Genomic DNA, 24,734 nt, shown 5'->3' on the forward strand with positions numbered 1-24,734 from the left:
GTTCATCTCCCTTTTTCATTGCGGAATTTGCGGACCTGCTGGAACGAATGCTCCAGCTGAGGCACATAATCTTCGAAGCCGGCACTGACGAGTGCCGTGAATAGGATGTCGACAACGTGGAGCTGGGCGATCCGGGAAGCCATGTCTCCCCGGCGCATGCCTTCTTCCAGAGTCGAGGCGAAGAGCCGGATGTCCGCCGCCGACGAGATGCGGTTCGCGCCGAACTTCGTCAGCGAGATGGTGACGGCGCCGCGTTCCTTGGCACAGAGCAGGGCGTCATAGGTCTCCACCGTTTCGCCTGAGTAAGAGAAGGCGAAAGCGACGTCTTCCGGCGTGAGGCTGGAGGCGGAGGTAATCTGCATATGCGAATCCGAGTAATGCTGGGCCATCCGGCCGATCCGTACGAGCTTCTGGTGAAAATCAAGGGCGACCACGCCCGAGGTGGCGACGCCGTAGAGATCAATGCGGCGTGCGGACTGCAGCGCGTCTACGGCCCGCTGCAGCTCCTGCAGATCGAGCTGCCGTGTCGTATCGGAGATGGAGCGCAGGTGGTTCTTCTCGATCGCCTCCACGATGCTGGGCAGGGAATTGCCGGCGACAATGTCCTGGTAAGACGGCTTGCCGGGAGGGGGAAGCACCAGCTCGGCGGCCAGCTTCATGCGGAAGTCGCTGTAGCCCTTGAAGAGCAGATTCCGGCAGAAGCGCGATACGGTTGCCGTACTGGTGCCGGAGCGGCCGGCAAGCTCGGTGATGCTGAGATGCACGGCCTCATGGGGATGGTCAAGCAGGAACTGCGCCAGCGTCTGCTCCTGCCGGTGCATGGCATGCTGTCGGTCTCGGATCGACTGAAGGATGCTGGACATGGGATCACCCGTCTTTGTTATTTTTTTTGTAAATTATTTTCTTTATTTATCGTAAGTTAACAAAAATATTTTTCATAACCATCATATCGTATCCTCAAACCGGAAGCAACAGGCAATCTACATCATTTCCCGTGCCGCCATATTTTATAAAAAAGCCTCCCTACCCCCTCAAAACTGGTAAATCTTCATTTCACGCCTGCCGGGCAGGTAGTATAATAGAATCTGCCGCTTGGAAGATCGTGGAGTGACTGCACGGTTCCTGTATATAGATGGGGAGTGGACAATCATGCTGATGTGCTTCAGCGATAGAAGGGGGTTTTACCCGTTTTGAACTTGGCAGTAAGGCCGGCGGGATGGGGAAGGGCAGGCCGCGTGCTGCTTGCCCTGCTTCTGCTGGTGATGGGGCTGGTTTCCGGTCTGCAGCCGGCGCAGGCGACTATGGGCACGATGCTGGAGGAAACCGGTGGAGAAGAACCGTCTTCCATTGGCGGGTTGTACTTTTATAATTATGGTCAATGGGAGTTAAATCCCTACGTGAACGAGCAAAACAATCTGGTGATGGAGTTCTACACGAACAAAGTTCTCGGGGGAACGGATACGATCGAGCTTCGGTATCCTGCCGAATACGGCTGGAATATGACCGGAGCCGTCTATCAGATCTCCGTCAATCCCGGAGAGAACTGGGAGCTGACGGGGACCCATGTGGACGGCCCGAACGGCCCGTCGATCGTTTTCCAGCTGCCGGCAGGATTTGCCGCGAACCCGGAGGATAAGGTGCAGCTCTTCCTGGGGCTTGCCGAGAATCCGCCGCTGGGCGGGGAGTATATGTTTTCCGCCAGAACTTCGGCGGAAGAAGCGTGGGCGTACTTCTACTCCTATGTGTATGACAAGACGGTCCGCGGGCTGGGGGTTACGGCAGGCAGTGACACGGCGGGGGCACGGGATGTGCCTTATACGTTCTCTTTTGACGCACCGTATAGAGATCAGCCTGTGCTAGCCCTCAGCAGCAGTGAAGAAACGGAAGCGACCGGCAGCGAATCGGGCTCCGACACTACAGTACAGCTGACGTTCCCACCGGGCTATACGATGAATGCGGAGCTGTCTCCGTCCAATGTATCCGTTCGGACCGGCTGGGAGGGAGAAACGGTGATCGAGCCCAACGGTACAGCCGTGTACTATGGAGAAGGCGGCGAGCGCATTGTCGAGGTGGTTATCCCTTCATGGGAGATGCCTCGACTGACACCGGTGGAGATCACGTTGAATGAATCGGCAGGGATTGTCAATCCGGCAGCGGGCGGTACTTACGTGCTGAAAGCTCAGTTGGCCGGTGACATGGAATCCGCAGCTTATGAGATCGTCCTCCGCGAAGCGGGGGAAGAGCCTGTGGACACGACGATTCTTGCCGTAAAAGAGTCGGAGACGTCGCAGCCGCTTAGCGTGACGGACTCAGTCTACACACTGCAGGTACCGTACACAGTAAGCGGCCCCGTAACGGTGTTTGTGGAGCTGAACGATGCGCGTGCTGTGCTGACGGCTGCGGCGGATGAGGGAACCGTGGCGGATGTAACGTACGGCCGCCAGTCGGAAGCTGCCGGCTACTACTTGCAGTTCGACGGGCTGGGCGAAGGGATTAACACCGCCCGCGTTGTGGTAAGCGGTGCCGGTGCGGAACCCCATGGCTACCTCATCGTGATCCATCGGGCGGCAAGGCCATCTAGCGTACCGCTTAACGGTACCCCTTATCCGCTTACGGCGGCGTACCCCGTCGCTGTGTTTGCAGAGGGGGCGGTGACTCTCGATTTCACCGGCAGTACCTTCTCTGCAGGTGCTTATGTGTTGGCATGGGAGGAACAGTCTCCAGCCTACAGCACCGGCATGAAGCCTGTCAGCAAAGTAGTCAGGTTTGAAATCAGCGGAGTCACGATGGCAGCCGGTCAACCGGTGAAGCTCACCTTGAAGACAACAAGCGGGAATACCAATAAGCCGGCTGGCGTCTTCGTATCCAGCGGCGGCGGGTGGGTGCACGACCGTTCCGGCCTGGTAAGCGAAGGCGGGGCCGAGCTGCCGCTGTCCGGCCTGCCGGCAGGGGATTACGGAGTCTTCGAGGCTGACTACACTATGGTCAAAATGAAGCTCGGCAAACCGGCCGGCGGTACGCGGGAACTGACGCTCACCTCCGAGGAAGGAGCTGAAATGTATTATCAGATCGGCGGTCAGGGCTATCAGCCGTACAACGCGGCCCAGAAGCCTCTCGTGAAGGCAGGGGAGAAAGTGACGGCCTATGCCAAGGCGGCGGGCAGGCTCGACAGCGAGCCCCGGGAGCTGACTGTGCCTCCCATCCCGGTCATCGGCAAAGCTGAGGACGTGCTCAAAGAGCTGAAGAACGGGCAGGATTTCAACGGAGACGGTACCTTCGACGCAGGGGACGTTGTGGATTATCTCCACCTGATCGAACCCTACCGGGCGAAGCCTTAGCCGGCTTCCGCTTGAACTTGCTGTTCCCAACCGGGACTGATTCGTCCGGTTAAAAAAAGAAGACCGTATCCCCCAAGTTCATGGGGGATACGGTCTTCTTCATTGCCGGCTGCTGCTATTCGAACAGCTTCTTCAGGTTCTCCGCGTAAGGTGCGCGGATGACGCCCTTCTCCGTGATGATCGCCGTCACATACTCGTTCGGCGTCACGTCGAAGGCCGGGTTGTACACCTTCACGCCGGCCGGAGCCGTACGCTTGCCGAAGCCCTGTGTGATCTCGTCCTCGTGACGCTCCTCGATCGGAATATCGGCGCCCGTCGGCGTGCCGAGGTCGATCGTCGACATCGGGCAGGCCACGTAGAACGGGATGCCGTGCGCTTTGGCCAGAACGGCAACGCTGTACGTGCCGATTTTGTTGGCGACATCGCCGTTGGCGGCGACGCGGTCCGTGCCGACGATGACGGCCTGGACCCAGCCCTTCGCCATGACGGCGCCGGCCATGTTGTCGCAGATCAAGGTGACGTCGACGCCAGCCTGCTGGAGCTCGAACGCCGTCAGTCGGGCACCCTGTAGCACGGGCCGCGTCTCATCGGCGAATACCTTGAGGGCGATGCCCTTCTCCTGCGCCAGGTACATCGGCGCAAGGGCCGTACCATAGCGGGCCGTCGCGAGGCCGCCCGCGTTGCAGTGCGTCAGGACGCCCATGCCGTCCTGGAACAGCTCCAGCGCGTGCTCGCCGATCAGGCGGCAGGTCTCTTCGTCCTCCGCCTGGATGGCGCGGGCTTCGTCAAGCAGCAGCTCCTTGGCCGTCTCAACCGACGTATCGCTGTCTGGCCCGAGCAGCGCCTCAGCCCGTGCGCGCATCCGGTCCAGCGCCCAGAACAGGTTCACGGCCGTCGGACGCGAGGTCGCGAGGTAATCGCACTGCCGGCCGGCTTCGGCCAGCAGCTCTTCCCGGCTGCCGTTCACGCCGCGGATGCCGAGGTAGACCCCGAATGCCGCCGCGATGCCGATAGCGGGGGCGCCCCGTACAGCCAGCTGCTTGATCGCATCCCATACCTGTTCGGAGGTGGTCAGCTCGAGATAGAGGATTTCGTCCGGAAGCAGACGCTGGTCAAGCAGATCCAGCCGGTCCTCCAGGGAGTTCCAGCGGACCGATTGCAGCCAGTCGGCGGTTTCTTGATTTTGTACAGTCATGGTGAATCTCACTCCTCTTATGTCTAGTAGGCGGATGCAAGAGGCTTGCTCTTATTGCACCGCTTTGTCCGCAATCTCGATCAGCTGTTCGATGGACGATGCCTGGCGGTTGAACTTGATCAGCGTTGTGCCGATCGAGAGAGCAATGCGCTGGGCGCGTTCCTTCGCCGCTTCGTCCGTGAGGCTGTTGATGTCGGCAACCTGGGCCAGTCCATGTACGCGGCGGACCATCTTCGCACCGGTGAAGCCAAAGGTATCCTGGAGCAGGGTTCTCATGTAGTAGTCCTGGTATCCGGCGGTCCGGGACATGCGGTCAACCCCATGAGCATCCCACAGGCGGCGGAATTCCCGCTCGAAGTTGTTCCAAGTGTCGCGGATCGTTCCCGTCAGGTAGGCGCGGAAGTCGCGGCGGGAGGCCTCATCCGCACTCCAGCCTTCCTGGGCGGCGAAGTTCAGGAGCAGGTTGGCGAACACGGCGCCGATATCGAAGCCCATCGGACCGTAGTAGGCGAACTCGGGATCGATGACTTTCGTCGATTCCTGTGTAATGAAGATACTGCCCGTATGCAGATCTCCGTGCAGCAGCGCCTGGGCGCTCGTAAGGAACTTCTGGCGGAGAATGGCTACCTCAAGGTGAAGCTCCCCATCCCCCCATACCGCACCGACGGCATCGCGGATCGCCGGAGGCACATTGTTATTCGGTGAATCCGTATAAGGATCGTCGAAGATGAGATCCTCGGTAATTTTGCACAGTTCCGGATTGATGAACCGCTTCACGCGTTCCTTCTTCTCCTGCTGGTTCAAGCCGAGATCCGACGTGTAAAAAAGAGTATGGGCCAAAAAGCGTCCGATGTGCCCGGCGAACAGCGGGTACCGGTTGCCTTCGATGAGACCGCGGCGCATGATGACATGGTCGCTCAGATCCTGCATCACCGTCAGAGCCAGATCCGGCTCGTAAACATGTACATGCGGCACGAGATCCGGGCACAGCGATTCCTGAATCATCAGCGCTTCGCTTTCGATGCGGGCGCGGTCGAGTGTCAGCGGCCACGATTCGCCAACCACCTTGGCGTAAGGCAGCGCCTGCTTCAGGATGATACTGCGGCCGGTGGAGGGCTCAGAGATATGAAAGACGAGATTGAGGTTCCCGTCGCCGATTTCACGAGATACGAGTTCGGACTCTGCATGGAAGAGGTCGGGCAGCCGGCGCGCATATTCAATGGCTTCAGCTTCCGTAAGCGGATGGTAAGCAGACATGAGTGGTTATTCCTCCTTATTGGATAAGCAAACTATCATTTCACTCTAGTATAAAGGAAACCGGGCTCCGTTGGAAGGAGCAGTCCGTGTGCGTTCCGGGGAGCGGCGGCTCTTTTTTACAAAAGATTCACATGGGCATGACGCCGGGTTAATTCAGTCCTCCGATAATGGAGATATGACACAATCCGGCGGAGGAATAAGGATGAAGACGCGGATGGACAGTTTGTGGCTGGCGGGAATCGCTCTCGCGGCCTGGTGGATCGTGGCCCTGCTGATGCCGGCGCAGCCTGCGGACAGTCTGTCCGGAGTCCAGGCCGGAGTGACCTATACAGCTTCCCTGCAGGACGACGACGTTCGAAGCGAGAATGACTATGTATACCGGGAGGCCCGAAATCCCGAGGATCCACGCTGAGCGGACGGACAGAGTTTCTTCGTCTTAGGTTAACCGCAGCGGACGAACCGTACCCGGAGGACCGCCTGATTCCCGAAGAGATATAGAGAAAATAACAGATAAAGGCGGATACGCCAAAAAGGGAGGGCAGAAGCGCCTTCCCTTTCTTGCTTGTAACGCCCAGCATGGGCGTCATCTCTAGGGTGAGAGTCCCGAACGGGGGCTGGCGAGCGCCTACCGTTAGCCAAGGGCAAGGGTGTCGGCCGCGAGGCGGAATCTGAAGGAAGCCGGAGGCAAATGCACGGGCCAAGGTACACGAACCTAATTTGAGGCAGTGTCAGTCGGATGAGTCTCCAAGACAAGACGAAATCCAAAGCCGCCAAGGGTTGATGCTGTAAACTTAAGTGGTCACGGGCAGACAGATGGCGTTCTTATCTGGGGAGGCCTGCGGATACGCGAAGTGACTTCGTAACCGCGGCTGAGAAGCCGCGCTGAATCCGCAGGAGTCAGCAGAGGCCATAGTACGCGAGTACGGGACGCCGGAAAGCGGAAGGGCTGAACCGAAAGGAGAGAGGAAACCGGTGCGTTCGCGTGAAGAGCAGAGACAGCAGAATATCCCGCAAGGGAGCTCGCGGCAAAGAGAAGCGGTGAAGCTGCCAGGGTATGCCGGAGCGCCGAGTTCTTCGCCGGCACAAGCCGCCCTTTCCTCTCGCAAAGACCAGAGCAGGCTGCTGGAGAAGATGCTCGAGGGGCACAACCTTCGGCTCGCTTACAAGCGAGTGGTACAGAACGGAGGAGCGCCCGGAGTGGACGGTGTAACGGTAGCCGAGCTACAAGCTTACCTGAAAACCCACTGGGAACAGGTGGAAGCCAACCTCCTGACGGGAAGCTACAGACCCGCACCAGTCAAACGGGTGGAAATCCCCAAACCCGGAGGCGGTGTGCGGCTGCTTGGCATCCCGACCGTAATGGACCGTTTTCTCCAGCAGGCGCTTCTGCAAGTGATGAATCCGATTTTTGACGCACATTTCTCGGGGTACAGCTACGGTTTCCGCCCGGGGAAAAGGGCGCATGACGCCGTAAAGCAGTCACAAAGCTATATCCAAAGCGGTCTTAGATGGGTCGTGGATATAGACCTGGAGAAGTTCTTTGACCGGGTGAACCACGACATGCTCATGGCGAGGGTAGCACGGAGGGTAGAGGACAAACGTGTCCTGAAGCTTATCCGCTCCTATCTGAACGCCGGGGTCATGTCGCATGGAGCGTTGGAGCGCATAGAGGAAGGCACGCCGCAGGGCGGTCCGCTCAGTCCGCTCTTGGCGAACATCCTGCTAGACGATCTGGACAAGGAACTGACAAAACGGGGATTGCGCTTTGTCCGCTATGCGGACGACTGCAACATCTTTGTCTCCAGCAAGCGTGCCGGGGAGCGCGTGATGGAATCGGTGATTCGCTTTGTGGAAGGAAAGCTGAAACTGAAAGTGAACCGGGATAAAAGTGCAGTGGACCGGCCATGGAACCGCAAATTCCTAGGCTTTAGTTTCCTATCGAACAAACAGGCGACGATTCGGCTGGCTCCTAAGACGATTTCGCGTTTCAAAGAGAAAGTGCGCGAACTGACGAACCGGACCAAGCCTGTGTCGATGGAGGAACGTATCCGGCGACTGAACCAGTACATGCTGGGCTGGCTGGGTTATTTCCGCCTAGCCTCGGCGAAGACGCACTGCCAAGCCTTTGACAAGTGGATTCGGAGAAGACTCCGCATGTGTCTGTGGAAGCAGTGGAAACGGGTGAAGACACGCATTCGCGAACTACGTGCGCTCGGCGTTCCGAACTGGGCTGCCTATATGTTGGCAAACTCCCGTCGAGGTCCATGGGAAATGTCCCGTAGCACAAACAATGCCCTCCCGACTTCTTATTGGGAAGCGAAAGGGCTTAAAAGTTTGCTTTCTCGTTACCTGGAACTTCGTTAACCTTTTGGAACCGCCGTATGCGGACCCGCATGTACGGTGGTGTGAGAGGACGGGGGCTAGGCGCCCCCTCCTACTCGATTATGCTGCGGCCGGGATTAGAGCAGGTCGTTCAGATTCTTTCTCCGGGAGTCCACGAGATCAATCGCACCAAGCACAACGTGGGCAAGTCCAAAGCCGACGACAGCGGCGGCGGCCATTGGGTATTTGGCCCGCAGGGCCGCACCGGATGCTGTTACGGCCGTACCGAGTACCGTAGGAATTAAGCCTTCACGCATGGCAGTTCACGCTCCTTGGATGGGATGAGTTACGTGTCCGGCGCTCTGCCGGCAGCCCTTTTAGCATCGATTTTTGAGATCGATTTTATGCCTGACGGGAATTGCATTGTTGTGGATGGAATTCTATAATGATGTAATGGCTTTTCATAGGAAATTCAGGGGGGTTAGCCCAAGGAGGGAATGGGGAGATGACGGAACCGAAGAGTGTACAGGCCATCGGGCTCAAGGAATGGGCGGCCGCTCTGGAGGCGCTGCGTCAGGGAGAGCAGATCCTGATCATGCGCAAGGGAGGTATCCGTGAAGAAACACGGGATTTTCAGGTCGAAGCGGACAGCTTCTACTTATACCCGACCTTCGAACACCAGAGGAAAGAGCTTATCAAGCCTGAATACCAGGCGGCTGTGGACCGGAGCACGGAAGGCTGGTCGCCGGATCTGACGCAGGTGGCGCTTACCTGTTACGCCGAGCTCGTGGAAGACATCCTGATTGAAGACGGGGAGACGCTCGCGAAGCTGGCCGGCGAACATATCTGGACGGACCGGTTCGCGGAGGAGCGGCTGAAGTGGAAGAAGGCCAAACCGCTTCATGTCATGCTGCTTCGAGTATACGAGCTCGAGAACCCGGCAACAATTGAAATTCGGGAAGAATATAACGGCTGCAAGTCTTGGATCTCCCTTCCGGGCGAAATGCTGCAGGATGTTCCGAGAAAACCGGTGCTCTCCAATGAGGAGTTTAACCGCAAGGCGGAACGGATTCGCTCTTTACTTCAATGAAATCTTGATGAAAAGGGCGCTGCGGGGCTTTATTGATTGGGTATCGTAAGTTATAATAAAAAAGTGAAGCTTAACTGAGAATCACTGATAATCATTTTGGAATGATTATCAGAAGATAATAATTTGAAAGCGGAGGCGTGACAAAGCATGGCTAATTCTCCACAATTCACTATAGACGGTTTGAAGGCGACTGTCGAAGGCAAAGAGATTCTGAAAGGGCTGAGCCTGTCCATCAAGGGCGGCGAAGTGCATGCGATCATGGGGCCGAACGGTACCGGTAAGAGTACGCTGGCTTCGACTCTGCTGGGTCACCCGAAATATGAAGTAACGGGCGGCAGCGTAACGCTGAACGGCGAAGACGTGCTGGAGATGGCTACGGATGAGAGAGCGCGCGCAGGCCTGTTCCTCGCGATGCAGTATCCGAGCGAAATTACCGGCGTAACGAACGCCGACTTCCTCCGCAGTGCGATCAACGCGCGCCGCGGCGAAGGCAATGAGATCTCCCTTATCAAGTTCATCCGCCAGATGGAAGCGAAGATGAAGGAACTCGAGATGAACCCTGAGTTCATGCACCGTTACCTGAATGAAGGCTTCTCCGGCGGGGAGAAGAAGCGCAACGAGATTCTCCAGATGCTGATGCTGGATCCGGGCATCGTCATTCTTGACGAGATCGACTCCGGTCTTGACATCGACGCCCTTCGCATCGTGGCTGCAGGCGTGAATGCGATGCGTTCCGAAGAGCGCGGCTTCCTGATCATCACGCACTACCAGCGTCTGCTCAACTACATCAAACCTGATTTCGTCCACGTTATGATGCAGGGCCGCATTGTGAAGTCCGGCGGACCGGAGCTCGCAGAGCGTCTTGAGAACGAAGGCTATGACTGGGTGAAAGAAGAACTGGGTATCGTGGATGAGCGTGTCGGCGTGGAGGAAGAAGAAGAATTCAAAATGCCGATGAACACCACCGCCCCTAAATACTAAGCTGAAGCGAGAGAAACAGGAGGATTGACCATGAGCACGCAAACTGTTCTTCCTATCGATCGCAGCAGCTTGGTGGAGCTTTCGAAGTCGAGGCAGGAGCCCGAGTGGCTTACTTCCTTGCGCGGAGAAGCGCTGGAGCTGGCCGGATCGCTGGAATTACCCGCATTGGAGAAAACAAGAATCGACCGTTGGAACCTGAGTTCCTTCGGTACCTATAAAGCATCGGCGCCGATGGCGAACCTGGGCGAGCTGCCGGAGACGGCAAGACAGCTTCTTCCGGCCGAAGGCCAGCTGGACAATCTGCTCGTACAGCGCAACTCCGGCGTAGTTTACAACTCGCTGGCCGAGTCGCTGAAAGCGCAGGGCGTCGTCTTCTCGAGCCTGGAAGAGGCTGTCCGTACCCACGGCGACCTCGTGCAGAAGCACCTGTTCTCCGTCGTGAAGAAAGACGAGAACCGCCTGACGGCGCTGCATTCGGCGCTGTGGAGCGGCGGCGTTTTCCTCTACGTGCCTAAGAACGTCAATGTGGAAGTGCCGCTGCAGGCATTGTTCCTGACCGATGACGCTGAAGCGAGCTTCTCGCCGCACGTGCTGATTGTTGCCGAGCAGCATGCTTCCGTAACGTACGTCGACAACTTCGTTTCCGAAGGCAGCCTGAACGGCCTCGTGCAGAACGGCGTCGTGGAAGTGGTTGTCGGCGCAGGGGCGAAAGTCACGTTCGCTTCCGTACACAACCTGAACAACACCGTGACCGATCTGACTTACCGTCGCGCGGTCGTTGAGAATGACGGCTCGATCGAGTGGGTCATCGGCGAAATGCATTACGGCAACGCCATGTCCGACACGTCTTCGGTTCTGAAGGGCAACGGCTCCACATCGGATGCCAAAGTGATCTGTGTCGGCACGAACGACCAGAAGCTGAACATCACGACACGTGCGGTTCACTTCGGGAAAAGCTCCGACAGCCAGATGATCACCCGTGCGGTGATGCGCGACGAAGCAACTGCGATCATTAACGGCATCACGAAGATCGAGAAGGGCGCAACCAAGGCGAACGGCGAGCAGACAGAGAAAGTGCTGATGCTGAGCCCGAAATCCCGCGGAGATGCCAACCCGATCCTCCTGATCGACGAAGACGATGTAACCGCAGGACACGCGGCGAGCGTGGGCCAGGTGAACCCGGAGCAGGTATACTACCTGATGTCCCGCGGTATTTCCAAGGCTGAGGCCGAGCGCCTGATCATCTACGGCTTCCTGGCACCGGTGGTGTCAGATATTCCGCTGGAGCAGGTGGCTTCTCAGCTGCAGCTCCTCGTCGAAAGGAAACTGGGCCAATGAATATCGAGGAGATCCGTCGACAGTTCCCGATTCTTCATCAGGAAGTGAACGGCCATCCGCTCGTATATTTGGATTCGGCGGCTACCTCGCAGAAGCCCACAGCAGTTATCGAAGCCGTCAAGAACTATTACGAGTGGGATAATGCGAACGTGCACCGCGGCGTGCATACGCTGGGCTCCCGGGCGACCGACGCTTATGAAGGGGCGAGGGAGAAGCTCCGCCGTTTCATTAATGCCCGGTCTACCGAAGAAATTATTTTTACGCGGGGAACGACAACGGCCATTAACCTGGTCGCCTCGTCCTATGCCAGGGCGGTGTGCAAGGAGGGTGATGAGATTGTCATCACCCCCATGGAGCACCACAGCAACCTGATCCCTTGGCAGCAGGTGGCGCAGGCGACCGGTGCGGTCCTCAAATATATTCCGCTGCAGCAGGACGGATCGATCTCGCTCGAAGACGTGGAAAAGACGATTACGGAGAAGACGAAGATGGTCTCCGTCATGTACGTCTCCAACGTGCTCGGCGTTGTCAATCCGGTGAAGGAGATTGCGGCCATCGCTCACCGTCACGGCGCCAAAATGCTGGTCGACGGGGCGCAGAGCACACCGCATCTCAAGGTTGACGTGCAGGATCTGGACTGCGACTTCTACGCCCTCTCCGGGCACAAGATGTGCGCACCTACCGGCATCGGGGCACTCTATGGTAAGAAAGAGCTGCTCCAAGAGATGGAGCCGATCGAATTCGGCGGAGAGATGATCGACCATGTGGGCCTGTACAACTCCACGTGGAAGGACCTCCCGTGGAAGTTCGAGGGCGGCACGCCGATTATCGCAGGTGCCGTCGGTCTCGCGGCCGCGATCGATTTCCTGGAGAGCATCGGCATGGAGAACATCGACCGGCATGAGAAGCAGCTGACCTCCTACGCGCTCGAGCGCATGGTGGAGATCGAAGGACTGACGATCTACGGCCCGGGCCAGGATCGTGCAGGACTCGTCACATTCAATCTCGACGATGTGCATCCGCACGACGTCGCTACCGTGCTCGATGCCGAAGGCGTAGCCGTCCGTGCCGGCCACCACTGCTGCCAGCCGCTGATGCGCTGGCTTAATGTCACCGCAACGGCTAGAGCCAGCTTTTATCTGTACAATACCGAAGCCGATGTAGACCGACTGATCACCGCTCTTATCAAAACAAAGGAGTACTTCGGCCATGTCTCAACTTGATGATTTGTACCGCCGCGTCATTATGGATCATTATAAAAATCCCCGGAACCGGGGAACCTTCGATGAAGGCGAAGCCGTCAGCATCAACCTGAACAACCCGACCTGTGGCGACAAAATCCAGCTGCAGATGCAGGTGGAGGACGGCCGGGTTAAGGCGGCGAAGTTCGTCGGAGAAGGCTGTTCGATCTCGCTGTCGTCCGCTTCCATGATGACCGATGCCGTCAAAGGCAAGACGCTGGAGGAAGCGCTGGAGATGGCCGAGAACTTCTCGGGTCTCATGAAGGGCGAGAGCGTCGAGTTTGAGTATGAGGATATCGAATCCCTGTCGGGCGTCAATAAATTCCCTGCGCGGATCAAGTGCGCAACCTTGGCCTGGAATGCTCTTCGCAAGGGCATCGAACAGTCCAAAACCCAGTAATTAAGGAGGCGAGGAATCATGGCAAAGAAGATGCCGGAAATGGAAGATTACAAGTACGGTTTCCGCGACGAGCACAAAGCCATTTTCCAAAGTGGTAAAGGCTTGACCAAAGAAATCGTAACCGAAATCTCCCGCATGAAAGGCGAGCCCGAGTGGATGCTCGAGTTCCGACTGAAGTCGCTGGAGCAGTTCTTCAAGATGGAAATGCCGACTTGGGGCGGCAATATGGATGACCTTGACTTCAACGACATCCAGTACTATGTCAAGCCATCCGAGAAGCAGGGCAAAACGTGGGAGGAAGTTCCTACCGAGATCAAGGAAACCTTCGACAAGCTGGGGATCCCTGAAGCGGAACAGAAGTTCCTTGCGGGCGTATCCGCCCAGTACGAGTCCGAGGTCGTATACCACAGCATGCAGAAGGACCTGGAAGACCAGGGCGTTCTCTTCATGGATACGGACACGGCGCTGCGTGAGTATCCTGAGATTTTCCGCAAGTACTTCGGTACGGTCATCCCGCCAAGCGACAACAAGTTCGCTGCACTGAACAGCGCGGTATGGTCCGGCGGCTCCTTCATCTATGTTCCGAAGGGCGTCAAAGTGGAAATCCCGCTGCAGGCTTACTTCCGGATCAACTCCGAGAACATGGGCCAGTTCGAGCGTACGCTGATCGTAGCCGACGAAGGCAGCTTCGTACACTACGTGGAAGGCTGTACCGCTCCGGTATACAGCACGAACTCCCTGCACAGTGCCGTGGTTGAGATTTTGTGCCTTAAGGACTCCCGTGTACGTTACACGACGATCCAGAACTGGGCGCCGAACATCTATAACCTGGTTACGAAGCGTGCGGTTGCAGAAGAGAACGCCACGATGGAGTGGGTTGACGGCAACATCGGCTCCAAGCTGACGATGAAGTATCCTGCCGTAGTTCTCAAAGGCCGCGGCGCGAAGGGTATGGTTCTCTCCATCGCGGTAGCAGGCAAAGGCCAGCACCAGGATGCCGGTGCGAAGATGACGCACCTGGCGCCGGACACGACATCGACGATCGTATCGAAGTCGATCTCCAAGCATGGCGGTAAGGTAACGTACCGCGGTCTGGCTTCCTTCGGACGCAACTCGCAGGGCTCCAAGGCGAACATTAAGTGCGATACGCTCATCATGGATAACGAGTCGACATCCGATACGATTCCATACAACGAGATCATGAACGACAACATCACGCTGGAGCACGAAGCAACGGTTTCCAAGGTATCCGAGGATCAGCTCTTCTACCTGATGAGCCGCGGTCTGTCCGAAGCCGAAGCGACCCAGATGATCGTTATGGGCTTCATCGAGCCGTTCACGAAAGAACTGCCGATGGAGTACGCGGTCGAGATGAACCGTCTGATCAAGTTCGAGATGGAAGGATCTATCGGTTAAGCCTTATAGATCAAGGGGTTTTGGGAGAGCGCAGAGGGGTTTGCCCCCTTTTTGCCCCCCAACTTATTTTTGGATATATTTTTCGTAGAGGGCGAGTGCATCGTCCTCTATTTTTTTTGTGACATGTAGATACGTGTCTGCGGTTATTTTTACGCTTGCGTGTCCAAGTCGTTCGGACACGTATTTTATATTTGCACCAGCTTCTAGTAGGTGGACGGCGTGAGAATGGCGAAGTGCGTGGGGGGAAAGAACGGGTAAGTTTGCTCTTTTACATACGGCTTTAAAATAATCACGAACGACATTAGTACGAAGCCATCTTCCATCATGCTGATGAAATACAATATTGTCTTTTGCAGGCTTATAATTTACATACTGCAAAATGACTTCCTTTTGGTTTACTTTGTGACGTTTTAACACCTTCAAAGTGTATTCGTCTAGCTTGATCTCCCGGTTACTCATTTTAGACTTTGGCGTAGAGAGATAGGGGGCAGAGTTAAGAGGGTAGACAAGAGTTTTATTAACGGTAATAGTAGAGCTATCCATATTTATATCATCCCAAGTGAGGGCTAGAGCTTCACCAATTCTAATGCCAGTACGGGATAACAACGTAAAAAGTGCGAAATACTGAATGGATGCTTGATATTTCGCATGCTTCACAGGCTCTTTTACTGCGTCCAAAAACGTATCTAACTGCTCTCGTGTAAAGTACTGCACTTTCTCAGTCGTTTCAACGTCTCTAGGGATTTTTATTTTTTGAACTGGGTTCTCCCGTATTATGTTGAACTCATGAACAGCATCCGTCATGGCGCTAGAAAAAATGCTGTGAATTCTCCGCACTGTCCCTTCGCTGTAACGTTCCTTGAGTTCATTGATCCACTTTTGGTACTCATTCCTGGTTATGTCCTTTAGTCTGTATTTTCCCCATCGAGGTAAAATATTTAATCTCACGTTGCGTTCCTGAACGCTATATGTGACGGGTTTTACAGTAGGCTTTTTGTAAGTTTCTAACCATTCTTCGAAAAACTTGTCTATCTTCTCAGATCCGTTTTCACTAAATCCAAAATGATTGATCTTGCTTGCTTCCTCCATTGCTGCATGCTGCGCTTCCTTCTTTGTTCTGAATCCCCCTTTTGTTTTTTCCTTCTGTTTACCTGTTTGTCTCTCGACATATTTAATTCGGTACTCCCACGTATCTCCCCGTTTTCGATAATACGCCATTTGTATACCCTCCCCAAATCGAATAGTAAACTCTACGGGCAATTTGATGATATCTAGTATAAGCCATCTCGGCTGATACTCTAAAAGTATTTGTTATTAGCTCAATTGCTGCGTGTTGATCCTGAGGCAGGCTAATACGACGTAGCATTAGAAATGGAATGCTTGCGTACAGAACAAAATTTTCAGCGTCCCATTCTTGCCACTTACGCATAAGTGGGTGGAGCTTCAATTGGTTTCCTGCATGACGTTTAACGTGACAAAGTTCATGGAGAAACTGTTTCCACTGTTCCTCTTCAGATGCCTGATCATTTATATGTACAGTTAGAACTCCATTTCGCATAGAAGAAAAACTTATGCTTGAATAAGCAATTTTTATATTTAGTGCTGCGGCGATGTCCTTGATTGTCAATTGTTCAGGGCGGAAAATGTTAATACGGGAATACAGGTTATCAACGAAATCTTCCAAGTGCGTGGTTTGGTATTTCTTCAGATCCATTAGACACCTCGACAGAAAATCGAATATATGTTCTGTTTTTGGCTAAAAAGAAAAGCCCATAGGGCTTATTTTGTTTTAAGCAGATAGTTCCTCAATAACGTCATTGCGATTTGACCATAGTACTGGTTTAATATCGTACTCCTTGAAAGCTAAAATGATATCAGACTTTACTGTTTTCGTACTATCATTCAGAAATGTATACATTAAGGTGCCTTCTTTTCGAGTGTCCTTAGAGTCACCCCATGCAAACAACAAGCTTTTTGCCTTGTCAATTGTTGGACTATTAACTGTTGAGATTAGTCTTTCAGGCCGAGATTTGGAACGTGGTATGAGAAAATCAAATTTGTGGGTTAATCCACTTTTGCCGGTTAAGTTGATCTGTTCACTGAATCTTATATTATTCTCAAGAAAAAAATTCTCCACATCCTCAAAAAACATGTTATGGACATTTGTTTGAGAGGTCATAAACATATCATTAACTGCCAACATCGCTTGCAAAAACAAATGTTTTTTTTGTGGGAAGTTATTTATGGAGGCTTCAGAGATTAATTCGTTATCTTCCGATAATTTTACACCATAACCCGCTAAAATTGTGTTAAGCAAATCCTTACGGCGCTTACTCTTAAAGTCGCATCCCGCTGACATTAAATCATTCAAAATATATCCATCATCTGTTAAGTGTAATTTATTATTGTCGTTTGTAATGACGTAAAATTGCAAAAAGTCATTATGTCTGTCCATGAGGGGGGAGGTTATTTCAAGCGCACCATCTATTTCAGTTATTTTTGTCTGTTCATTTAACCAATTCATGTATGATTTTTTTAACTCATCTATAAGACCTTTCATGACTCTCCCCCCCTTTATCTTTGGTTTAGAATAGTGTTCTTGAAAAAGCCGTGGGTATATTTTCAATATTATTATACTCAAGAAAATCGATTAAGACACTTAGTAAATCACTTGTATCTGTTTTAATTTCATTTTCTAATGGAAATGCCCACTTATCATCAAAACCCTCTCTATAGATATGAATATGTGGACAAGGAATCACATTGCCATCTGGGTTCATATGGGCTGGCCCATCAATGTCGAGGCGTAATAATATCGTTGATTTATTATACAACGTTAAGTAAGTACATTTTGTCGGCTTTAACTTCCCTTTTCTGTTTATGTTGATAACAAAATTCTCATCTTTGTAGATTTTAGATTCAACGTCTAGGCGCTGTTCTTGTCCTAGAGGGGGCAGAACTATGTTATTACTATTACGTCCTTTAATTATCTTGAGCATATTTAATAGATGTTCAGCTTCTGATTGCGTAATCAAGATCTCACGTCCAATTGTAGGATTAATGTAGTTATTTAAATTAATTTCGAATTAAATATTTGCTCCTATAATCTCAAAACTGCTATCTGCTAGTAATATTCTGATTTTATTTCTTCTTACTTTTCTTTTCTCTTTCCTCGGCTTCTTGCATTAGTAGTTGAGCACGCACATATGCCTTGACTTCTTCTTGCCTCTCAGGTGTGAGTTTCTCCCAGCCATAGAAGAATAAGTCCATATCTGGATCATCCAAAGGATCCTTAACTTCGGGTAAGGGAGCAGGGTCGTTAGTACGTCCAAGTAAATAATCTGTAGAGGTTTCTAATATGTCTGCAATTCGCTTTAGTGCTTCAGGATCTGGCTTCCTGTCATTTGTTTCATACCTGGATAGCTGCACGATCGTAAGTTTGGTTTTGGCAGCAAACTCTTTTTGAGTCCACGCCCGTTTCTCACGAAGGTATTTTATTCGGTTGCCCAGATCCAGCATAGCGATTCCTCACTTCTGTAGTTGTATATAGATAATACTACCATTACCGAAATGGTAAAAGAATAATATTACCAAAAAGGTATTGACGTTGCCGAATTGGCAATGTAATATTTGGATATAGGTTATTACCGATACGGTAATGTGGAGGTGGTGAAAATGCGTAAGGTAAACCTTAGAAAGATAAAACAACTCCGTAAAGAGGCAAAATTCTCTCTTGATGAAATGGCTCAGTTACTTGGTTATGAGAGTCCTAATGGTTACTATTATCTAGAGATTGGTCGTGGGAAATTCTCCGCTGAGGCTTTAGCCAAGGTAGCAGATAAATTTGGGGTGCCTATAGACGAACTTTTTTTTATTCAGGATGTTACCGAAATGGCAAATTAATTCTCAAGGAGATAAAAGGCATGGCGATATTGGAAGGAGGCGAGCTACATGCTCAAAGTACAAATCGATGAAACAGAGTTTCAGCGCTTGTGTAGAGATCGTATCGCAGATCTTGTGAAGGAGGTCGAAGCAGAACTCGTATTCTGGGATTCAGCAGAATTAAAAAAGCGAACTTGCATGAGTTGGAACACTATTCAGGAATTATTCTTTTTTGATCCAAGATTCCCCAAAAGAAAGATCGGCAGCAAGTGGTATTTCCCAGCTCGCGAGACCAGAAGATTTTTGGAACAGTGGCTTATTGAACAGCCGATGTTGTGACGTATTGGATGAGGAAAGCCCGTCTCCTAGGGCGACGGGCGTTGTGGGGGAGGTGAGGGGGATGTGATCTGATAAACCAATGATAACCTCTACTCAGTAATGGCACCAATCCACTTTGGAATAAATTCCAACCTGGACTGAAAGGAGGTGAGAGACGTGATTATTACCTCGAAAGAAGTAAGCGCTGAGTTGCGGAAGAAACGCAGAGCCGCTGGGTATTCGCAGGAAGACATGGCAGGATATCTAGGCGTTACCCAGGCGACGATCAGCAAATATGAGCGAGGCCGCATACCTGATGCTGCTACATACAAAATGTGGCTTTGGTTCTGCGAGAACCCACCGATAGCAAGGTTCGAAATCAATCTGGACGGGAGGAATAATCAACATGCGTAAGCAGATGACGGATAGTGAATGGCGGGGCCAGTTGCTGGCCTGGAAGAAGAGCCGGACGGTGATTGAAGGCATGGACATTATCGATAAGCTTATCGCCGAGTCCGAGCGCGAAATGGAACTTGCAGCTGCTAAAAAGGAAAAGACTCGCCGGTCAGGGCGAGCCTCGTTGAGAACCCGGTTAAAGTTTCTCATGCTGTTATTTTACCACAGAACGAACGTTCGTGGGAAGGGGGCGTCCCCGGATGCCTGATTCCATCACATATGACTTCTATGAATGCCAAGAATGCTGCCTTGGTTACGCAGTTGAATCAGAGCAACTCGAGGAACCGGCTTGCCCCAGTTGCTCAGAAACCAATGCTCGATACGTGATCTCCCGTGAGATAAAAATGAGCGAAGGAGCAGCAGTGAAATGAAGAAAGCGACAGGTATGACAAGAAACCTTGATAGTTTGGGTAGGATTGTGATCCCAAAGGAACTTCGAATGAACATGGATCTCGATTTACATGATCCATTGGAGATATTCGTAAATGGTGATGAAATCATTCTCCGAAAATACACTCCTGGCTGCTCACTTTGCGGCCAGGTAGATAGTCCCATCACCTCAGTGTACCCAGGTAAGAAGATCTGCACCACCTGCATTAAGATCATCGCGGAAAAAGCGGCAAAGCTCAACCGAACAGCAACTTGACCATATCTGGTGAGGGTCCGGTACGCCGGTCCTTCAGAGATGCGGCCAAGCCTCATCGAAAAAACATTGTCGGGAGTGATTAGTGAATGGCAAAGGGTAAGATGCAAGTTCGTTTTACTGCGGAAGAAAAGCAGATGGTGGAGAAGCTCAACGAGGAAAAGGTTCCGGCGGCGAAGATTGCAGAGCAGCTGAATGAAAAATTCCACAACAACAATCCGATTCGTAAAGCCCAGTCCGTATACTACATGCTCAAAGCCATGAAGAAGTCCTCAGGGACTGCGAACTAAGGAAAAAAAGGAAAGAACCCGCCTGCCAGCGGGCCCTGAAAAAAACGAATCTGCCGCCAGTGTACCATGCTGGCGGACTTTACATCAAGGGGGGAAGACGGTGCCATTAAGAGCATCCAAATCGGACCTTTTGAATCGCCTCGAAACCACGCTCGATGAGAATGAAGAGTACATTGGGAGTACGGTTTGGAAAGCGTTAGAGGAAGCATTTGAACGTGTTGATGACGAGGCCGATGAGATCGAGAGAGAACTTGAAGAAGCTCAACAGCGAATCGAGGAGCTTGAATCGGCACTGGAGGCGCTGAAATATGCAAGCTCTTAAACTGGTCAGTGTCAAAGACATGCCCAGGGAAGATTGGCTGGAGTACCGTAGGAAAGGCATTGGGGGCAGTGACGTGGCTCCGATCTGCGAGCTCTCGAAGTACAAATCGCCCATGGCTGTCTACTTGGATAAGATCGGCGAGCTGCCTCCGCTGGAGGATAACGACAAAATGAAAGCCGGTCGGATGCTCGAGCCGCTGATCGCCAAATGGTTCACCGAGGAGACCGGGATCCGCGTCATGCAACAGCATTCGATCTTCAAACACAGGGAGCACGACTTCATGCTGGCGAACATTGACCGCTGGGTGATTGGTAAGAACGAGGGCCTCGAGATCAAGAACACCTCTGAATACAACCGTGACGAATGGGCAGGCGACAAGGTACCGGTGGAGTACATGCTGCAGTGCAATCATTACATGGCTGTCACCGGTGCTGAACGCTGGTACGTTGCCGTTCTGATCGGCGGTTGGGACTTCCAGTGGCGCATTATCGAAAGGGATGAGGAGTTAATCCGGAACCTTATCGAAATCGAGTATAACTTCTGGCATAACCACGTATTAGCCAAGCAGCCGCCGGCATATGGACACCAGGATACAGGGCTCTTAAAGGATCGCTTTCCGGAATCTCGACCCGGGGCGAATATGGAGCTTGGCGAGGAACATTCGGAGCTCATTCGGCTGGTCTTTGACAGCAAGAAAGCACTTAAACGAGCCGAGGAAACACACGAGACAGCGAAGAACCGCATGAAGGCCGTTATGGGCGAGCATGAGACAGCTTGGTTCCAGGGCGAGCCGGTGTTCACGTGGAAGTCCAACAAGAAAGGTGTTCGAAGTTTCAAAATTGTTGGAGGTGATGAGTAACCATGGCAGCACCTGCTAAAGCAACAGATCAAAAGGAACTCGGTAAGGCGCTGGCGAACAAGGCCGCAGCTAGTAACGGTCAAGGTAAAACCATAGCCCAGCTATTCGATGAAATGAAGCCTGCTATCGCTCAAGCGATTCCCAAACACCTCACACCTGAGCGATTACTGCGTATCGCAACAACCTCGATCCGAACCAACCCCAAGCTGAAAGTCTGCACTCCTGAGTCCCTTCTTGGCGCCGTAATGCAATGCGCCCAGCTTGGTCTGGAGCCCTCCATTTTAGGTCATGCATACCTGGTACCCTACCGTAACAAGAAGAAGGATGCGGCCGGCAAGGACTTGGGCTGGGTCGACGAGGCGCAGTTCCAGATCGGCTATAAAGGATATATCGAGCTCGCACGACGGACGGGGCATGTCTCCAGCATCGTGGCGCAGGCTGTACATGAAAAAGACCTGTTTGAATATGAGTACGGCATCGATGAGAAGCTCCGTCATGTGCCGGCCGATGGAGACCGTGGCCCTGTGACCAAGTATTATGCTTACGCCAAATTCAAGGATGGCGGCTATTCCTTCATGGTAATGAGCAAGCGAGACATCGAGCTGCATCGCGATAAATTCTCCAAAGCGAAGACTTACGGCCCCTGGGTGGATCATTTTGATGAGATGGCAAAGAAGACGGTGCTCAAAGCTTTGATGAAGTACATGCCGATCTCAGTCGAGTTCCAGAAGGCCGTTTCGATGGATGAGACGACCAAACGAGAGGTCTCCGACGACATGTCCGAGGTGATCGATGTCACCGATTGGAGCGAGGCTCAGGTAGAAGAGGCAGGTGAAGAGCGTGACCCTGACACAGGCTTTCCTACCAACAGTCCACCCGAAGATGAGGTTACGTTTGAATGATGGAAATGCACCATACTCCGCTGACGAAATCGATGATCAGCCAAGACCTATGGACTCTGGTGGAATCGGAGCCGGATCGGTTTAAGCAAGAGGTTAAATCATACTTCGCCCGTACATATCCTGGCTTCGTTGTCGTTCGGGCAAAGTACCCTCTGATCTATTTGCGAGATCAGCGCGTGAATAACGTTTAGGAGGTGCGCCGGATGGCGAATCCACAGACAGAAAACGGATATATCCGCATAGCAAACGAGATCTGGGACGAAGTCATCCGGCGTGACTTCTCCAAACGGCAGAAAGACATCATGCACTTTATATGGCGGCTCTCATACGGCTGCCGCAAGAAAGCAGCATTCATCCCTAAACTGGTCCATTTTGAGCTTTGTGGCGTTGGTAAGAATCATATCAAAGATGAGCTCCTTTATCTCGAGTCATGCAAGGTGCTGTTTTGGGACCGGGAAGCCAAATTATTCGAAGTAAACAAGAACTACGACGAGTGGCAAGTCTCACCAGTTAAAGGGTGGGATGAGTTCCGATTCGAGGAATTAATCGCTCTGAACCTGAAAGAAAGTTCCCAAAATGGGAACGTAAAAGTTCCTGAAACAGGAACAAAAAAGTTCCCGAAACAGGAACTTTCCGAAGATGGCGAAAACGAAAAGTTCCCAAAAGAGGAACTACCGAGTTCCCAAAACAGGAACTTTTCCGGCGAAAAAGTTCCCAAAACAGGAACTGCGACACCCGATGAGCCCAGTCCTGGCGCGGGATCTCAGCCCCGTAAAGACATTATTAAAGACAATAATAAAGACAGTAGTAGTACTACTAAGGTAATACAAATGAACCAAGTTACAGGACATGGCCGCCACCAGGACTTTTCTTTCGGCCGAATCTACTCCATTTACGAAAAGCACTTTGCAGTGAATGGTACGGTCAGCGAGTTTGAAGTCCAGGACCTTGGATTCTTGTTTGATGACTATGGGGGAGAGTGGGTATACGAGGCAATGCGAGAGGCGGCGAGGTACAAGGTCTTCACGCTTGCTTATCTTACCAAGGTCTTAAAGGGATTCAGAGCCCGCGGCAGTACGCAAAAAGAGGAGCCGTTGCAGGTTGTCGGAGGACAGCCGATTTACCAAGTAGCCGAAGATGATCCCATAACTCAGCAATTACGTGAGGTGTATCAGGCGTATGCTGCAAACGGAAGCTCTTGAAATGGTCATCCTTGGATCGGTCTTTGAGGATCCAAGTCTCGCCCGGGAAGTTATGGCCACGGTGACGATAGACATGTTCCGGCAGCCCTGGAACCGCAACTTGTACCGGATGATGGCCTGGCTGGAGAAGAACAACCACCCGGTGAATTACACGAACATTTCAACCTACTTCGCTAAGGACATGGGCAAGATCGGCGGGGTTGACTATCTGCTCAAGGTCATCGGGTCGGTCGTTTCCGTCAGCGAGATACGTGAAAACATGAAGCTGCTGGCCGAGCTCGATGCCCGCCGGAAGCTCTCTCAGCTGATTGAGCAAACCAGGGCACTCATCGACGACCCGGCCGCCGGCAGGTTCGACGAAATTCTGGATACCTTTGAGCAGAAGGCGCTTGAAATTCGGCCCAAGGTGAGCCAGGAAAACAAATCGGGGGACCGGATCCGGATGTGGTTTGAGAACCTGTTGCTCCGGAAGCAAAACCCGAGCCTGGCGTTCGGAGTTCTAACCGGCTGGGATCCGCTTGACCGTATGACCCTCGGATTTCAGCGGAGCAACCTGATTGTGATCGGAGCGAGAACGAGCATGGGAAAATCTGCTTTCGCAAACGAGATCAAGGTTCGGGCATCCTCCATGGGAAACAAGGTGGCAGATTTCAGTCTTGAAATGACGATCGAGCAAATCTATAACCGCATGGCCTCAACGATGTGCGGAATCCCCCTACAGGCTATACGGATCGGAAATCTGACAGACTTCCAGATTGGTCTGATTGCAGACAAGCTGGACGAGTTTGCTAAGATTCCAATCGACGACTCCAGAGGGGTGACAACGGAATACATCACCTCGGAGATGCGTCGGATGAAGCGGCAAGAAGGGCTTGACCTTGTGGTTGTCGATTACCTGCAGGAGATCAACGAGACAGCCGAGCAGAACGATAACGGTGGCTCTGCACTTCATAGGGTATGCCAGAAGCTAAGGGCGGCGGCCAAAGACTGCGACTGTGCAGTAATCGGACTCTCCCAGGTGAAACAGGATGTGGACAGCAGGGCAAACAAGCGGCCGATGGTTTCAGATCTATCTGGGAGCGCGGCGATCGCGGCTGTAGCAGATGACATTCTACTTTTGTACCGGGATGAGTATTACAACCCGGAAACCTCGGACAAAGGCATTCTCGAGGTAAACGTGGCGAAACAGCGGAACGGCCCAACGGGCATCGTGAAGTTGAAATATGATAAGGACACTCAAAAAATCACAGTGTGAGGTGAGCGGCCATGAATCGCTGGCACG

At 52.7% G+C, this 24,734-nt stretch carries 29 protein-coding genes; 20 read left to right on the top strand and 9 right to left on the bottom strand.

Annotated features, from left to right (window positions below; genetic code table 11):
• Positions 1 to 2: 2 nt before the first annotated feature.
• On the bottom strand, positions 3 to 863 hold the full coding sequence (locus PM3016_RS07345; protein WP_014368949.1) for a MurR/RpiR family transcriptional regulator: 861 nt from the start codon (positions 861 to 863) through the stop codon (positions 3 to 5).
• Positions 864 to 1,190: 327 nt separating this feature from the next.
• On the opposite strand from PM3016_RS07345, the gene PM3016_RS07350 reads away from it, so the two are divergent.
• The gene (locus tag PM3016_RS07350; RefSeq protein ID WP_014368950.1) at positions 1,191 to 3,338 is read left to right on the top strand and encodes a hypothetical protein; all 2,148 of its coding nucleotides are present in this window, start codon (positions 1,191 to 1,193) and stop codon (positions 3,336 to 3,338) included.
• Positions 3,339 to 3,453: 115 nt separating this feature from the next.
• Here PM3016_RS07350 and mtnA read toward each other — a convergent pair whose 3' ends face one another.
• Complete coding sequence (gene mtnA, locus PM3016_RS07355) at positions 3,454 to 4,533, bottom strand: S-methyl-5-thioribose-1-phosphate isomerase (RefSeq protein WP_014368951.1); 1,080 nt, start codon at positions 4,531 to 4,533, stop codon at positions 3,454 to 3,456.
• A gap of 51 nt (positions 4,534 to 4,584) precedes the next feature.
• Complete coding sequence (mtnK, locus tag PM3016_RS07360) at positions 4,585 to 5,790, bottom strand: S-methyl-5-thioribose kinase (protein WP_014368952.1); 1,206 nt, start codon at positions 5,788 to 5,790, stop codon at positions 4,585 to 4,587.
• A gap of 202 nt (positions 5,791 to 5,992) precedes the next feature.
• On the opposite strand from mtnK, the gene PM3016_RS07365 reads away from it, so the two are divergent.
• Both PM3016_RS07365 and ltrA read left to right on the top strand, forming a co-directional pair.
• Positions 5,993 to 6,202, top strand: a complete 210-nt coding sequence (locus tag PM3016_RS07365; RefSeq protein WP_014368953.1) for a hypothetical protein — start codon at positions 5,993 to 5,995, stop codon at positions 6,200 to 6,202.
• A gap of 560 nt (positions 6,203 to 6,762) precedes the next feature.
• Positions 6,763 to 8,154 (top strand): group II intron reverse transcriptase/maturase, encoded by a 1,392-nt coding sequence (gene ltrA / locus PM3016_RS07370; RefSeq protein ID WP_014368954.1) that lies wholly within the window; start codon positions 6,763 to 6,765, stop codon positions 8,152 to 8,154.
• Between the two features lie 95 nt (positions 8,155 to 8,249).
• On the opposite strand, the gene PM3016_RS07375 is transcribed toward ltrA, so the two are convergent.
• On the bottom strand, positions 8,250 to 8,429 hold the full coding sequence (locus tag PM3016_RS07375) for a hypothetical protein (RefSeq protein ID WP_013914833.1): 180 nt from the start codon (positions 8,427 to 8,429) through the stop codon (positions 8,250 to 8,252).
• A gap of 188 nt (positions 8,430 to 8,617) precedes the next feature.
• Here PM3016_RS07375 and PM3016_RS07380 point away from each other — a divergent pair, with 188 nt between their 5' ends.
• From PM3016_RS07380 to sufB, 6 genes are all read left to right on the top strand, one after another.
• The gene (locus PM3016_RS07380) at positions 8,618 to 9,202 is read left to right on the top strand and encodes a DUF1802 family protein (RefSeq protein ID WP_014368955.1); all 585 of its coding nucleotides are present in this window, start codon (positions 8,618 to 8,620) and stop codon (positions 9,200 to 9,202) included.
• 147 nt (positions 9,203 to 9,349) lie between these two features.
• Positions 9,350 to 10,183, top strand: coding sequence for a Fe-S cluster assembly ATPase SufC (gene sufC, locus PM3016_RS07385; protein WP_013914836.1), 834 nt, complete (start codon positions 9,350 to 9,352; stop codon positions 10,181 to 10,183).
• A gap of 30 nt (positions 10,184 to 10,213) precedes the next feature.
• On the top strand, positions 10,214 to 11,521 hold the full coding sequence (gene sufD / locus PM3016_RS07390) for a Fe-S cluster assembly protein SufD (protein WP_014368956.1): 1,308 nt from the start codon (positions 10,214 to 10,216) through the stop codon (positions 11,519 to 11,521).
• Entirely contained in the window at positions 11,518 to 12,744 is a 1,227-nt protein-coding gene (locus PM3016_RS07395) for a cysteine desulfurase (protein WP_014368957.1), read from the top strand. The genes sufD and PM3016_RS07395 overlap by 4 nt, the downstream gene beginning before the upstream one ends.
• Positions 12,731 to 13,162 carry a Fe-S cluster assembly sulfur transfer protein SufU gene (gene sufU / locus PM3016_RS07400; protein ID WP_014368958.1) on the top strand — a complete coding sequence of 144 codons (432 nt, stop codon included), beginning with the start codon at positions 12,731 to 12,733 and terminating at the stop codon, positions 13,160 to 13,162. The genes PM3016_RS07395 and sufU overlap by 14 nt, the downstream gene beginning before the upstream one ends.
• An 18-nt stretch (positions 13,163 to 13,180) precedes the next feature.
• Positions 13,181 to 14,578, top strand: coding sequence for a Fe-S cluster assembly protein SufB (sufB, locus tag PM3016_RS07405; RefSeq protein ID WP_013914840.1), 1,398 nt, complete (start codon positions 13,181 to 13,183; stop codon positions 14,576 to 14,578).
• A gap of 63 nt (positions 14,579 to 14,641) precedes the next feature.
• Here the strand turns inward: sufB and PM3016_RS07410 are convergent, their stop codons facing one another.
• From PM3016_RS07410 to PM3016_RS07420, 5 genes are all read right to left on the bottom strand, one after another.
• The gene (locus PM3016_RS07410) at positions 14,642 to 15,796 is read right to left on the bottom strand and encodes a site-specific integrase (protein ID WP_014368959.1); all 1,155 of its coding nucleotides are present in this window, start codon (positions 15,794 to 15,796) and stop codon (positions 14,642 to 14,644) included.
• Complete coding sequence (locus PM3016_RS37095; protein ID WP_014368960.1) at positions 15,750 to 16,292, bottom strand: ImmA/IrrE family metallo-endopeptidase; 543 nt, start codon at positions 16,290 to 16,292, stop codon at positions 15,750 to 15,752. Before PM3016_RS37095 ends, PM3016_RS07410 begins: the two co-directional genes overlap by 47 nt.
• Positions 16,293 to 16,367: 75 nt before the next feature.
• On the bottom strand, positions 16,368 to 17,138 hold the full coding sequence (locus tag PM3016_RS07415; RefSeq protein ID WP_014368961.1) for a DUF1829 domain-containing protein: 771 nt from the start codon (positions 17,136 to 17,138) through the stop codon (positions 16,368 to 16,370).
• A 25-nt stretch (positions 17,139 to 17,163) separates the two neighbouring features.
• Positions 17,164 to 17,613: a DUF6978 family protein gene (locus tag PM3016_RS37100; RefSeq protein ID WP_187297997.1), complete on the bottom strand. Its 450-nt coding sequence runs from the start codon at positions 17,611 to 17,613 to the stop codon at positions 17,164 to 17,166.
• Positions 17,614 to 17,719: 106 nt separating this feature from the next.
• Positions 17,720 to 18,097, bottom strand: coding sequence for a helix-turn-helix domain-containing protein (locus tag PM3016_RS07420; protein ID WP_014368962.1), 378 nt, complete (start codon positions 18,095 to 18,097; stop codon positions 17,720 to 17,722).
• Positions 18,098 to 18,253: 156 nt separating this feature from the next.
• On the opposite strand from PM3016_RS07420, the gene PM3016_RS07425 reads away from it, so the two are divergent.
• The 11 genes from PM3016_RS07425 to PM3016_RS07480 all read left to right on the top strand — a co-directional run bounded on the left by PM3016_RS07425 (position 18,254) and on the right by PM3016_RS07480 (position 24,707).
• Entirely contained in the window at positions 18,254 to 18,481 is a 228-nt protein-coding gene (locus tag PM3016_RS07425; RefSeq protein ID WP_014368963.1) for a helix-turn-helix domain-containing protein, read from the top strand.
• 48 nt (positions 18,482 to 18,529) lie between these two features.
• Positions 18,530 to 18,799, top strand: coding sequence for a hypothetical protein (locus PM3016_RS07430; protein ID WP_014368964.1), 270 nt, complete (start codon positions 18,530 to 18,532; stop codon positions 18,797 to 18,799).
• A gap of 156 nt (positions 18,800 to 18,955) precedes the next feature.
• Positions 18,956 to 19,192, top strand: a complete 237-nt coding sequence (locus PM3016_RS07435; protein WP_014368965.1) for a helix-turn-helix domain-containing protein — start codon at positions 18,956 to 18,958, stop codon at positions 19,190 to 19,192.
• Entirely contained in the window at positions 19,185 to 19,442 is a 258-nt protein-coding gene (locus tag PM3016_RS07440; protein ID WP_014368966.1) for a hypothetical protein, read from the top strand. The genes PM3016_RS07435 and PM3016_RS07440 overlap by 8 nt, the downstream gene beginning before the upstream one ends.
• Before the next feature lie 159 nt (positions 19,443 to 19,601).
• Positions 19,602 to 19,880: an AbrB/MazE/SpoVT family DNA-binding domain-containing protein gene (locus PM3016_RS07445; RefSeq protein ID WP_014368967.1), complete on the top strand. Its 279-nt coding sequence runs from the start codon at positions 19,602 to 19,604 to the stop codon at positions 19,878 to 19,880.
• 86 nt (positions 19,881 to 19,966) lie between these two features.
• Positions 19,967 to 20,167 carry a hypothetical protein gene (locus PM3016_RS07450; protein WP_014368968.1) on the top strand — a complete coding sequence of 67 codons (201 nt, stop codon included), beginning with the start codon at positions 19,967 to 19,969 and terminating at the stop codon, positions 20,165 to 20,167.
• 100 nt (positions 20,168 to 20,267) lie between these two features.
• On the top strand, positions 20,268 to 20,489 hold the full coding sequence (locus PM3016_RS07455; protein ID WP_041619056.1) for a hypothetical protein: 222 nt from the start codon (positions 20,268 to 20,270) through the stop codon (positions 20,487 to 20,489).
• Positions 20,476 to 21,348: a YqaJ viral recombinase family nuclease gene (locus tag PM3016_RS07460; protein ID WP_014368969.1), complete on the top strand. Its 873-nt coding sequence runs from the start codon at positions 20,476 to 20,478 to the stop codon at positions 21,346 to 21,348. The genes PM3016_RS07455 and PM3016_RS07460 overlap by 14 nt, the downstream gene beginning before the upstream one ends.
• Before the next feature lie 2 nt (positions 21,349 to 21,350).
• On the top strand, positions 21,351 to 22,250 hold the full coding sequence (gene recT / locus PM3016_RS07465; RefSeq protein ID WP_014368970.1) for a recombination protein RecT: 900 nt from the start codon (positions 21,351 to 21,353) through the stop codon (positions 22,248 to 22,250).
• Positions 22,251 to 22,453: 203 nt separating this feature from the next.
• Positions 22,454 to 23,452 (top strand): replication protein, encoded by a 999-nt coding sequence (locus PM3016_RS07475; protein WP_014368972.1) that lies wholly within the window; start codon positions 22,454 to 22,456, stop codon positions 23,450 to 23,452.
• Complete coding sequence (locus PM3016_RS07480) at positions 23,430 to 24,707, top strand: replicative DNA helicase (RefSeq protein ID WP_014368973.1); 1,278 nt, start codon at positions 23,430 to 23,432, stop codon at positions 24,705 to 24,707. The genes PM3016_RS07475 and PM3016_RS07480 overlap by 23 nt, the downstream gene beginning before the upstream one ends.
• Positions 24,708 to 24,734: the final 27 nt, after the last annotated feature.

It is taken from the genome of Paenibacillus mucilaginosus 3016 (genome assembly GCF_000250655.1).
Taxonomy (GTDB): domain Bacteria; phylum Bacillota; class Bacilli; order Paenibacillales; family NBRC-103111; genus Paenibacillus_G; species Paenibacillus_G mucilaginosus.

Coding starts and splice junctions, on each gene's coding strand:
- PM3016_RS07345 (WP_014368949.1), bottom strand. CDS start 863: ATGTCCAGCATCCTTCAGTCGATCCGAGACCGACAGCATGCCATGCAC.
- mtnA (WP_014368951.1), bottom strand. CDS start 4,533: ATGACTGTACAAAATCAAGAAACCGCCGACTGGCTGCAATCGGTCCGC.
- mtnK (WP_014368952.1), bottom strand. CDS start 5,790: ATGTCTGCTTACCATCCGCTTACGGAAGCTGAAGCCATTGAATATGCG.
- PM3016_RS07365 (WP_014368953.1), top strand. CDS start 5,993: ATGAAGACGCGGATGGACAGTTTGTGGCTGGCGGGAATCGCTCTCGCG.
- PM3016_RS07375 (WP_013914833.1), bottom strand. CDS start 8,429: ATGCGTGAAGGCTTAATTCCTACGGTACTCGGTACGGCCGTAACAGCA.
- PM3016_RS07380 (WP_014368955.1), top strand. CDS start 8,618: ATGACGGAACCGAAGAGTGTACAGGCCATCGGGCTCAAGGAATGGGCG.
- sufC (WP_013914836.1), top strand. CDS start 9,350: ATGGCTAATTCTCCACAATTCACTATAGACGGTTTGAAGGCGACTGTC.
- sufD (WP_014368956.1), top strand. CDS start 10,214: ATGAGCACGCAAACTGTTCTTCCTATCGATCGCAGCAGCTTGGTGGAG.
- PM3016_RS07395 (WP_014368957.1), top strand. CDS start 11,518: ATGAATATCGAGGAGATCCGTCGACAGTTCCCGATTCTTCATCAGGAA.
- sufU (WP_014368958.1), top strand. CDS start 12,731: ATGTCTCAACTTGATGATTTGTACCGCCGCGTCATTATGGATCATTAT.
- sufB (WP_013914840.1), top strand. CDS start 13,181: ATGGCAAAGAAGATGCCGGAAATGGAAGATTACAAGTACGGTTTCCGC.
- PM3016_RS07410 (WP_014368959.1), bottom strand. CDS start 15,796: ATGGCGTATTATCGAAAACGGGGAGATACGTGGGAGTACCGAATTAAA.
- PM3016_RS37095 (WP_014368960.1), bottom strand. CDS start 16,292: ATGGATCTGAAGAAATACCAAACCACGCACTTGGAAGATTTCGTTGAT.
- PM3016_RS07415 (WP_014368961.1), bottom strand. CDS start 17,138: ATGAAAGGTCTTATAGATGAGTTAAAAAAATCATACATGAATTGGTTA.
- PM3016_RS07420 (WP_014368962.1), bottom strand. CDS start 18,097: ATGCTGGATCTGGGCAACCGAATAAAATACCTTCGTGAGAAACGGGCG.
- PM3016_RS07425 (WP_014368963.1), top strand. CDS start 18,254: ATGCGTAAGGTAAACCTTAGAAAGATAAAACAACTCCGTAAAGAGGCA.
- PM3016_RS07430 (WP_014368964.1), top strand. CDS start 18,530: ATGCTCAAAGTACAAATCGATGAAACAGAGTTTCAGCGCTTGTGTAGA.
- PM3016_RS07440 (WP_014368966.1), top strand. CDS start 19,185: ATGCGTAAGCAGATGACGGATAGTGAATGGCGGGGCCAGTTGCTGGCC.
- PM3016_RS07445 (WP_014368967.1), top strand. CDS start 19,602: ATGAAGAAAGCGACAGGTATGACAAGAAACCTTGATAGTTTGGGTAGG.
- PM3016_RS07450 (WP_014368968.1), top strand. CDS start 19,967: ATGGCAAAGGGTAAGATGCAAGTTCGTTTTACTGCGGAAGAAAAGCAG.
- PM3016_RS07460 (WP_014368969.1), top strand. CDS start 20,476: ATGCAAGCTCTTAAACTGGTCAGTGTCAAAGACATGCCCAGGGAAGAT.
- recT (WP_014368970.1), top strand. CDS start 21,351: ATGGCAGCACCTGCTAAAGCAACAGATCAAAAGGAACTCGGTAAGGCG.
- PM3016_RS07475 (WP_014368972.1), top strand. CDS start 22,454: ATGGCGAATCCACAGACAGAAAACGGATATATCCGCATAGCAAACGAG.
- PM3016_RS07480 (WP_014368973.1), top strand. CDS start 23,430: ATGCTGCAAACGGAAGCTCTTGAAATGGTCATCCTTGGATCGGTCTTT.